The 8988-nt window shown below is 62.0% G+C and carries 10 protein-coding genes; 6 read left to right on the top strand and 4 right to left on the bottom strand.

The genetic code is table 11. The features are described from left to right. Positions 1-156 precede the first annotated feature (156 nt). Entirely contained in the window at positions 157-636 is a 480-nt protein-coding gene (locus HP546_RS21065) for an Lrp/AsnC family transcriptional regulator (RefSeq protein WP_025340567.1), read from the bottom strand. A gap of 127 nt (positions 637-763) precedes the next feature. Here HP546_RS21065 and HP546_RS21060 point away from each other — a divergent pair, with 127 nt between their 5' ends. Next, positions 764-1960, top strand: a complete 1197-nt coding sequence (locus HP546_RS21060; RefSeq protein WP_172229063.1) for a methionine gamma-lyase — start codon at positions 764-766, stop codon at positions 1958-1960. Positions 1961-2027: 67 nt separating this feature from the next. Here the strand turns inward: HP546_RS21060 and HP546_RS21055 are convergent, their stop codons facing one another. Then, the gene (locus HP546_RS21055) at positions 2028-2465 is read right to left on the bottom strand and encodes a ZapG family protein (RefSeq protein WP_172229061.1); all 438 of its coding nucleotides are present in this window, start codon (positions 2463-2465) and stop codon (positions 2028-2030) included. A 135-nt stretch (positions 2466-2600) separates the two neighbouring features. On the opposite strand from HP546_RS21055, the gene HP546_RS21050 reads away from it, so the two are divergent. The 3 genes from HP546_RS21050 (at position 2601) to zapE (ending at position 5790) form a co-directional block, all read left to right on the top strand. Continuing rightward, the gene (locus HP546_RS21050; protein ID WP_172229059.1) at positions 2601-3236 is read left to right on the top strand and encodes an alpha/beta hydrolase; all 636 of its coding nucleotides are present in this window, start codon (positions 2601-2603) and stop codon (positions 3234-3236) included. A gap of 25 nt (positions 3237-3261) precedes the next feature. Next, the gene (locus tag HP546_RS21045) at positions 3262-4611 is read left to right on the top strand and encodes a tryptophan--tRNA ligase (protein WP_172229057.1); all 1350 of its coding nucleotides are present in this window, start codon (positions 3262-3264) and stop codon (positions 4609-4611) included. 84 nt (positions 4612-4695) lie between these two features. Then, positions 4696-5790, top strand: a complete 1095-nt coding sequence (gene zapE / locus HP546_RS21040) for a cell division protein ZapE (RefSeq protein WP_172229055.1) — start codon at positions 4696-4698, stop codon at positions 5788-5790. 81 nt (positions 5791-5871) lie between these two features. Here the strand turns inward: zapE and HP546_RS21035 are convergent, their stop codons facing one another. Together HP546_RS21035 and HP546_RS21030 are read right to left on the bottom strand one after the other, a co-directional pair. Then, positions 5872-6792 carry a GlxA family transcriptional regulator gene (locus HP546_RS21035; protein WP_172229065.1) on the bottom strand — a complete coding sequence of 307 codons (921 nt, stop codon included), beginning with the start codon at positions 6790-6792 and terminating at the stop codon, positions 5872-5874. A gap of 288 nt (positions 6793-7080) precedes the next feature. After that, the gene (locus HP546_RS21030) at positions 7081-8121 is read right to left on the bottom strand and encodes an NADP(H)-dependent aldo-keto reductase (RefSeq protein WP_172229053.1); all 1041 of its coding nucleotides are present in this window, start codon (positions 8119-8121) and stop codon (positions 7081-7083) included. A 258-nt stretch (positions 8122-8379) separates the two neighbouring features. Here HP546_RS21030 and rplM point away from each other — a divergent pair, with 258 nt between their 5' ends. Together rplM and rpsI are read left to right on the top strand one after the other, a co-directional pair. After that, on the top strand, positions 8380-8808 hold the full coding sequence (rplM, locus tag HP546_RS21025; protein ID WP_003260798.1) for a 50S ribosomal protein L13: 429 nt from the start codon (positions 8380-8382) through the stop codon (positions 8806-8808). A 14-nt stretch (positions 8809-8822) separates the two neighbouring features. Beyond that, a partial coding sequence (gene rpsI, locus HP546_RS21020; RefSeq protein ID WP_172229051.1) for a 30S ribosomal protein S9 occupies positions 8823-8988 on the top strand: 166 nt, incomplete at its 3' end.

Raw genomic sequence — 8988 nt, 5'->3', positions numbered from 1 at the left:
GACTCGGACTGGTCTCGATACTGGATACGATCAACCGGCTTAGCCGCATAGCTTGAACCGCCGTGTACGGAACCGTACGCACGGTGGTGTGAGAGGACGGCGGGTGTGAGCCCGCCTCCTACTCGATTCTCGTTTCCACGGGACCGCGGGTGCCGTTCAGATATGTTTTTCAGACACTGGAATTACGCGCCGCTCCTTCACCGCCTTGTAGGAAAAACTCGAATAAATCTCCTTCACCCCCGGCAAGCGTTGCAGCACCTCGCGGGTGAATTCCCCGAACGACTCCAGGTCGCGCGCAAGAATTTCCAGCAGAAAATCATAGCGCCCCGAGATGTTGTGGCAGGCCACGATCTCGGGAATTTCCATCAGCCGTTGCTCGAACGCCAACGCCATGTCCTTGGTGTGCGAATCCATCATGATGCTGACGAAAGCGGTCACGCCAAACCCCAGCGATTTGGGCGAGAGGATGGCCTGGTAGCCAGTGATGTAGCCGTTGTCTTCCAGCAGCTTGACCCGCCGCCAGCAGGGCGAGGTGGTCAGCGCCACCTGGTCGGCCAGCTCGGCGACGGTAAGGCGGGCGTTGTCCTGCAGCGCGGCAAGCAGCGCGCGGTCGGTGCGGTCGAGAGTCGAAGGCATGTCTTGCCCTCCAGGTTTGGTTTTTGTTGTTTTTGTTCCAGCATCTACCCGAACGCATGGGCCAATTTGGAAAAAAACGGGCAGGCCAGTGGCATAAGCTTATAGCAAACCACAAGAGGCTGTTGCCATGCGCGACTCCCACAATAAAACCGGTTTTTCTACACGCGCCATTCACCACGGTTACGATCCCCTGTCTCACGGTGGCGCCCTGGTCCCGCCGGTATACCAGACGGCTACCTATGCCTTTCCCAGCGTTGAATACGGCGCCGCCTGCTTTGCCGGGGAGCAGGCGGGGCATTTCTACAGCCGCATATCCAACCCTACCCTGGCCTTGCTGGAGCAGCGCATGGCCTCGCTGGAGGGCGGGGAAGCGGGCCTGGCGCTGGCGTCGGGCATGGGGGCCATTACTTCGACGATCTGGACGCTGTTGCGGCCGGGCGACGAGTTGATTGTCGGCCTGACGTTGTATGGCTGCACCTTCGCGTTCCTGCACCATGGCATCGGTGAGTTCGGGGTGAAGATTCGCCATGTCGACCTTAACGATGCGCAGGCCTTGAAAGCGGCCATCAACGGCAAGACGCGGATGATCTACTTCGAAACACCCGCCAATCCCAACATGCAGATGGTGGATATCGCGGCGGTTGCCGACGCCGCGCGAGGGCATGACTTGTCTGTGGTCGTCGACAACACCTATTGCACGCCTTACCTGCAGCGGCCATTGGAACTGGGTGCTGACCTGGTGGTGCACTCGGCCACGAAATATCTGAGCGGCCACGGCGATATCACTGCGGGCCTGGTGGTGGGGCGCAAGGACCTGGTTGACCGGATTCGCCTGGAAGGACTGAAGGACATGACCGGCGCGGTGCTGTCACCGCACGACGCGGCGCTGCTGATGCGCGGGATGAAGACCCTGGCCCTGCGCATGGACCGGCATTGCGAAAATGCCATGCAGGTCGCGCAGTTCCTGGCCCGGCAGCCACAGGTTGAGCTGATCCATTACCCAGGGTTGACGTCGTTCCCGCAGTACTTGTTGGCCCAGCGGCAGATGCGCTTGCCCGGCGGGATGATTGCCTTCGAGCTCAAGGGGGGTATAGAGGCGGGGCGACGCTTCATGAATGCCCTGCAACTGTTTGCCCGGGCGGTGAGCCTGGGGGACGCGGAGTCACTGGCGCAGCACCCGGCGAGCATGACCCATTCCAGCTACACCGCCGAGGAGCGGGCGCAGCATGGCATTTCGGAAGGGCTGGTGCGGTTGTCGGTGGGGCTGGAGGATGTCGAGGACTTGCTGGCGGATGTCGAGCAGGCGTTGCAAGCCTGCAAATAGGTTGCCTGGGCCGGCACAGTAAACCTACAAAAAAGGCCTCTCGCGAGGCCTTTTCATGTTTGGCGGATTAGCGTTTGAGCCCGTAGCTCTCGTCGAGCATGCCCGGCGAGTTCGGCGCTTTTGGTGCATAGTCGCGCGGCACTTCGGCAGTGTCCTTCGGCGGCGTCAGGCGATCACGCGGGCCTTGCGCGCCTTCGGAGTGCAGTGCGGCCAGCAGGCGCTGGCGAGTGACGTCATCGAGGGCCAGGCTGTTGGCGCCTTCGGCCAGGTGATCCTGGACATCCTGGTAGCTCTGGGTCAGTTTCTTGACCAGCATGGCGGTGCTGTTGAAGTGGGTAACCACTTCGTTCTGGTAGCTGTCGAAGCGCTTCTGCATTTCATCCAGCTGACGCTGAGTGCTGCTTGGCGCGGCATTGGGCAGCAGGCGGGCCACGACGAAACCAACCACCACACCAATGACCAGGGCCAAGGTCGGCAACAACCAAACAAGGAGCGAGAGTTCCACGAGTCCTTCCTCTATAAACGGCTTTGCTTTACGTTAACGGCTCAGACCTGCGCTGTATACCGCGAGCGATCGCAAATCAGAACAGAATTCCTCACCTAGACGAATCGACCCTTCACCAGGTCACGGAGTAGTGCCTTGCTTGTCCGCGAAACCCCCTTGTTCATCGATGGCCCCTGCGGCCAGCTGGAAGCCTTGTACCTGGACGTGCCCGAAGCCCGCGGCGCGGTGCTGATCTGCCATCCCAACCCGGTCCAGGGCGGCACCATGCTCAACAAGGTGGTCTCGACCCTGCAACGCACCGCCCGCGATGCCGGCTATGTCACCTTGCGCTTCAACTACCGTGGCGTCGGCCAGAGCGCTGGCAGCCATGACATGGGCGCGGGTGAGGTGGCCGATGCCGAGGCTGCGGCAGCCTGGCTGCGTGAACAGCATCCGCACCTGCCACTGGTGCTGATGGGCTTCTCGTTCGGCGGTTTTGTCGCCACCAGCCTGGCCGGCCGCCTGGAAACCGACGGCGTGACGCTGCAGCGGCTGTTCATGATCGCCCCGGCGGTGATGCGCCTGACCGCGCAATTCCCGCTGCCGCAGCGCTGCCCGATCACCGTGGTGCAGCCGGACGCCGACGAAGTCGTCGATCCGCAGCTGGTTTACCAGTGGTCCGACAGCCTGTCGCGCCCCCATGAGCTGCTGAAAGTGGCAGAATGCGGACACTTCTTCCATGGCAAGCTGACCGATCTGAAGGATCTGCTGCTGCCGCGCCTTTCGAACTGAGCCAAGCCTGAATAAGCGAACACCCATGACCACGCGCATTCTTACCGGTATCACCACCACCGGCACTCCGCACCTGGGCAACTACGCCGGCGCCATCCGCCCGGCGATTCGTGCCAGCCAGCAGCCCGGTGTCGATTCGTTCTACTTCCTGGCCGACTACCACGCCCTGATCAAGTGCGACGACCCGCTGCGTATCCAGCGCTCGCGCCTGGAAATCGCCGCCACCTGGCTGGCCGGTGGCCTCGACCCGGACAAGGTGACCTTCTACCGTCAGTCCGACATCCCGGAAATCCCCGAGCTGACCTGGCTGCTGACCTGCGTGGCGGCTAAAGGCCTGCTCAACCGTGCGCATGCCTACAAGGCCTCGGTGGACAAGAACGTCGAAGCGGGCGAAGACGCCGATGCCGGCGTGACCATGGGCCTGTTCAGCTACCCGGTGCTGATGGCTGCAGACATCCTGATGTTCAACGCCAACCAGGTGCCGGTCGGCCGTGACCAGATCCAGCACGTGGAAATGGCCCGCGACATCGGTCAGCGCTTCAACCACCTGTTCGGCCAGGGCAGCGACTTCTTCGCCCTGCCGGAGGCGGTCATCGAGGAAAGCGTGGCGACTCTGCCGGGCCTGGACGGTCGCAAGATGTCCAAGAGCTACGACAACACCATCCCGCTGTTCACCAGCGCCAAGGACATGAAAGACGCCATCTCGCGCATCGTCACCGACTCGCGGGCGCCAGGCGAGGCGAAAGACCCGGACAACTCGCACCTGTTCACCCTGTTCCAGGCGTTCTCGACGCCGGTGCAATGCGCCGAGTTCCGCGACGAGCTGCTGCAGGGCCTGGGCTGGGGCGATGCCAAGCAGCGCCTGTTCCAGCTGCTGGACGGCCAGTTGGCTGAAAAGCGCGAGTATTACCACCAGCTGATCGCCCGCCCGGCCGACCTGGAAGACATCCTGCTGGCTGGCGCGGCCAAGGCCCGGAAGATCGCCACCCCGTTCCTCGAGCAACTGCGCGAGGCCGTTGGCCTGCGTTCGTTCCGCAGCAGCGTGCAGGCCAGCACCGAAGTGAAGAAAAAAGCCGCCAAGAGCGCGCGTTTCGTCAGCTTCCGTGACGAGGACGGCAGCTTCCGCTTCCGCCTGCTGGCCGCTGATGGCGAGCAATTGCTGCTGTCGCGCAGCTTCGCCGACGGCAAGAGCGCCGGCGCTGTCAGCAAGCAGCTGCAGCAGGGTGGCGAGGCCGATGTACGCGTCGAAGGCCTGGGCTTCGGCCTGTGGCTGAATGGCGAGCAGGTTGCCGACGGGCCGCAGTTCGACAGCGCTGAAGCCCGCGATTCGGCTATCGAAAGCCTGCGTGTAGCGCTTCAGCCACAACAAGACTGAGGCATTTCGCCGCAAGTCGCATTGCCATTAGGCGGGCCTGTCGCTACAGTGACGGCCCGTTTTTTGTTGCCTCGCTAACGAATTATGACTCCCTTAGAACGCTATCAAGCAGATCTGAAACGTCCCGACTTCTTCCATGACGCGGCGCAGGAAACTGCGGTGCGTCACCTGCAGCGCCTGTACGACGACCTGGTACACGCGCAGAACAACAAGCCGGGCATGTTCGGCAAGCTGTTCGGCAAGAAGGAGCAGACCCCGGTCAAGGGCCTGTACTTCTGGGGTGGGGTAGGGCGAGGCAAGACCTACCTGGTCGATACCTTCTACGAGGCGCTGCCGTTCAAGCAGAAGATGCGCACGCACTTCCACCGCTTCATGAAGCGTGTGCACGAGGAAATGAAAACCCTCAAGGGCGAGAAGAACCCGCTGACCATCATCGCCAAGCGCTTCAGCGATGAAGCCAGGGTGATCTGCTTCGACGAATTCTTCGTCTCGGACATTACCGACGCGATGATCCTCGGCACCTTGATGGAAGAGCTGTTCAAGAACGGCGTATCGCTGGTGGCCACCTCCAACATCGTGCCGGACGGTCTGTACAAGGACGGCCTGCAGCGTGCGCGCTTCCTGCCGGCCATTGCCATGATCAAGCAGTACACCGACGTGGTGAACGTGGACAGCGGCGTCGACTACCGCCTGCGTCACCTGGAGCAGGCCGAACTGTTCCACTACCCGCTCAACGACGCGGCGCACCAGAGCATGCGCGCCAGCTTCAAGGCGCTGACCCCTGAGTGCACCCAGGCGGTCGAGAACGATGTGCTGATGATCGAGAACCGCCCGATCAATGCCCTGCGTACCTGCGACGATGTCGCCTGGTTCGACTTCCGCGCCCTGTGCGACGGCCCGCGCAGCCAGAACGACTACATCGAGCTGGGCAAGATCTTCCATGCCGTGCTGCTGAGCAATGTGGAGCAGATGGGCGTGGCCACCGACGACATCGCCCGCCGGTTCATCAACATGGTGGACGAGTTCTACGACCGCAACGTCAAGCTGATCATCTCGGCCGAGGTCGAGCTGAAGGACCTGTATACCGGTGGCCGCCTGAGCTTCGAATTCCAGCGGACCCTGAGCCGGTTGCTGGAGATGCAGTCGCACGAATTCCTGTCGCGCGCTCACAAACCGTAAGAAAGCCGGGGCCGCTCTGCGGCCCATCGCTTGTGGGAGCCGCGCTTGCCGGCGATGGGCTGCGAAGCAGCCCCGAGGTCCTCAAGCCTCTTGCATGAACTGCTGCCGATACTGGTTCGGTGACAGCTCGGTATGCTGGCGGAACAGCCGTGCAAAGAAACTCGCATCGTCATAGCCGACCTCATAGCTGATGGTCTTGATGCTCTTGCGCGTGCTCGACAACAACCCCTTGGCCGTCTCGATCCGCAGCCGCTGCAGGTAGTGCAGCGGCTTGTCACCGGTTGCCCCCTGGAAGCGACGCATGAAGTTGCGGATGCTCATGCCGTGGTTGCGGGCCACGTCCTCGAAGCGGAACTTGTCGGCGAAGTGCTCTTCCAGCCAGTGCTGGATCTGCAGGATGATCAGGTCCTGGTGCAACTTCTGGCCACCAAAGCCCATGCGCCCCGGGGTGTAGTTGCGCTGCACTTCGTAGAGGATGTCGCGGGACACCGCGCGGGCCACGTTGGCGCCACAGAACCGTTCGATCAGGTAGATGTACAGGTCGCAGGCCGAGGTGGCGCCACCGGCACAATAGATATTGTCAGCGTCGGTCAGGTGCTTGTCCTGATTCAGCCGGATCTTCGGAAACCGTTCGGCAAAGGTGGTGAAAAAGCGCCAGTAGGTGGTCGCCTCCTTGCCGTCCAGCAGGCCCGATTCGGCCAGCCAGAACACGCCACTGGCTTCGGCGCACAGCACCGCGCCACGCGCATGCTGCTGGCGCAACCAGGGCAGCACCTGTGGATAACGTTGCAGCAGGTTGTCGAAGTCGTCCCAGTAGGCCGGGAGGATGATCACATCGGCGTCGTCCAGGCCGCCGTCAACCGGTAGCTGGACATTGCTGAAACTGTCCACGGGCTGGCCGTCGGGGCTCACCAGGCGGATCTCGAACATGGGGTCGAGGCCCAGGCCCAGCTGTTTGCTGTAGCGCAGGCTGGCGAGGTGGAAGAAGTCCTTGGCCTGCATCAAGGTCGAAGCGAACACCTTGTCAATGGCCAGGATGCTGACGCGCCGCAGCGACGCGGGGGGTTGGGTAAACATCATTGTCATTGTTCTTATAGGGTAGAGTGGTCAATCACCGGCTGGATCGTCTTATTTTTTGGCGATTGTGTCTAGCCCAAGCAACAGAGGGGCTGCTGTGCAGCCCATCGCCGGCAAGCCAGCTCCCACAGGTACAGCGCAGGCCTCAGGTTCGATGCCATCCTGCGGGAGCTGGCTTGCCGGCGATCGGGCCTCAAAGCGGCCCCTTTACGCTCAAGGCGCAGGGTTCGGCTGCTCCTGATGAATCGCCTCGATCGCCGCCAGCAGCTCGTCGCTCAGGTTCAGCTCAGCGCTGGCCAGGTTGCTCTCCAGCTGCTCCAGGCTGGTCGCTCCAATGATGTTGCTGGTCACGAACGGCTGCCGGGTGACGAACGCCAAAGCCATCTGCGCAGGGTCCAGGCCGTGCTCGCGGGCCAGCTGCACGTAGCGGCTGCAGGCTGCCACGGTCTGCGGGTTGGAATAGCGGGCAAAGCGGCTGAACAGGGTCAGGCGTGCGTGCTCAGGCCGTGCGCCATTCTCGTACTTGCCCGACAGCATGCCGAAGGCCAGCGGGGAATAGGCCAGCAGGCCGCACTGCTCGCGGATGGCCACTTCTGCCAGGCCCACCTCGAAGCTGCGGTTGAGCAGGTTGTACGGGTTCTGGATCGACACCGCCCGCGGCCAGCCACGGCTCTCGGCCAGCTGCAGGAACTTCATGGTGCCCCACGGCGTTTCGTTGGACAGGCCGATGTGGCGGATCTTGCCCGCGCGCACCTGCTCGTCGAGCACTTCGAGGGTTTCTTCCAGTGGGGTGAAATGGTCCTGTGGCAGGTGCTGGTAGCCCAGCTTGCCGAAGAAGTTGGTGTTGCGTTCCGGCCAGTGCAGCTGGTACAGGTCGATGCGGTCGGTCTGCAGGCGCTCCAGGCTGGCATCCAGCGCCGCGACGATGTGCTGGCGGTTGTGCTTGAGCTGGCCGTCGCGGATGTGGCTGATGCCGTTGCCGGGGCCGGCGACCTTGCTGGCCAGCACCCAGTCGTCGCGGTCACGGTTTTCGCGGAACCAGTTGCCGATGATGCGTTCGGTGGCTGCATAGGTTTCCGGGCGGGGCGGCACCGGGTACATCTCTGCGGTGTCGATGAAGTTGACCCCGGCGGCCTTGGCCCGGGCAATCTGCGTGAAGGCATCGGCCTGGACGTTCTGCTCGCCCCAGGTCATGGTGCCCAGGCACAGGGCGCTGACGGTGAGGTCGGTACGGCCGAGCTGGCGGTATTCCATCGGTTGGACACTCCTTGGCAATGGAAGCTCATCAAAGCAGGTTGAAATTTTTCGCGCAATCTGGATAATCCACCCCCTCTCCGCGTGGCGGAAGTGATGCACCACCGCGCAGGAAGAACCCCGTCGAACATTGGCGTGCCCGACCCGAGCCCCCAAAAGCGTCTGTGTTCGGCTGCGCGCTTGCCCTTGGCAAGCTGTGCACTATCCAGTAAGATTCGCCGTCTATTTTTCGCTGGGCGGCCTCTGAGGCTTTAGAGAATGAAAACTTTTACTGCTAAACCGGAAACAGTAAAGCGCGAGTGGTTCGTAGTCGACGCCGCTGGCCAGACCCTGGGTCGTCTGGCTACCGAAATCGCTAGCCGTCTGCGTGGCAAACACAAACCAGAATACACTCCTCACGTTGACACCGGCGACTACATCGTCGTCATCAACGCCGAGCAGGTTCGTGTGACTGGTGCCAAGTCTTCCGACAAAATGTACTACTCCCACTCCGGTTTCCCAGGTGGCATCAAGGAAATCAACTTCGAGAAGTTGATCGCCAAGGCCCCTGAGCGTGTTATCGAAACCGCGGTCAAAGGCATGCTGCCGAAGAACCCGCTGGGTCGCGACATGTACCGTAAGCTGAAAGTGTACGCGGGTGCAGCTCACCCACACACTGCTCAGCAGCCTCAAGAACTGAAGATCTAACGGGAAAGTTCATTATGTCGGCGACTCAAAATTACGGCACTGGCCGTCGCAAGACCGCAACCGCTCGCGTATTCCTGCGTCCGGGTACTGGTAACATTTCCATCAACAACCGTTCTCTGGACGTGTTCTTCGGTCGCGAAACCGCTCGCATGGTTGTTCGTCAGCCGCTCGAGCTGACCG

This window comes from Pseudomonas sp. CM25, from assembly GCF_013179705.1.
Classification (GTDB): domain Bacteria; phylum Pseudomonadota; class Gammaproteobacteria; order Pseudomonadales; family Pseudomonadaceae; genus Aquipseudomonas.
Note: the sequence above shows the minus strand (reverse complement) of the source record. Positions and strands in the feature narration are given on the sequence as shown.

Excerpts from the sequence above, each read along its gene's own strand:
- HP546_RS21065 (WP_025340567.1), bottom strand. The coding sequence starts at position 636 with ATGCCTTCGACTCTCGACCGCACCGACCGCGCGCTGCTTGCCGCGCTG.
- zapE (WP_172229055.1), top strand. The coding sequence starts at position 4,696 with ATGACTCCCTTAGAACGCTATCAAGCAGATCTGAAACGTCCCGACTTC.
- HP546_RS21035 (WP_172229065.1), bottom strand. The coding sequence starts at position 6,792 with ATGCAGGCCAAGGACTTCTTCCACCTCGCCAGCCTGCGCTACAGCAAA.
- HP546_RS21045 (WP_172229057.1), top strand. The coding sequence starts at position 3,262 with ATGACCACGCGCATTCTTACCGGTATCACCACCACCGGCACTCCGCAC.
- rplM (WP_003260798.1), top strand. The coding sequence starts at position 8,380 with ATGAAAACTTTTACTGCTAAACCGGAAACAGTAAAGCGCGAGTGGTTC.
- HP546_RS21030 (WP_172229053.1), bottom strand. The coding sequence starts at position 8,121 with ATGGAATACCGCCAGCTCGGCCGTACCGACCTCACCGTCAGCGCCCTG.
- HP546_RS21060 (WP_172229063.1), top strand. The coding sequence starts at position 764 with ATGCGCGACTCCCACAATAAAACCGGTTTTTCTACACGCGCCATTCAC.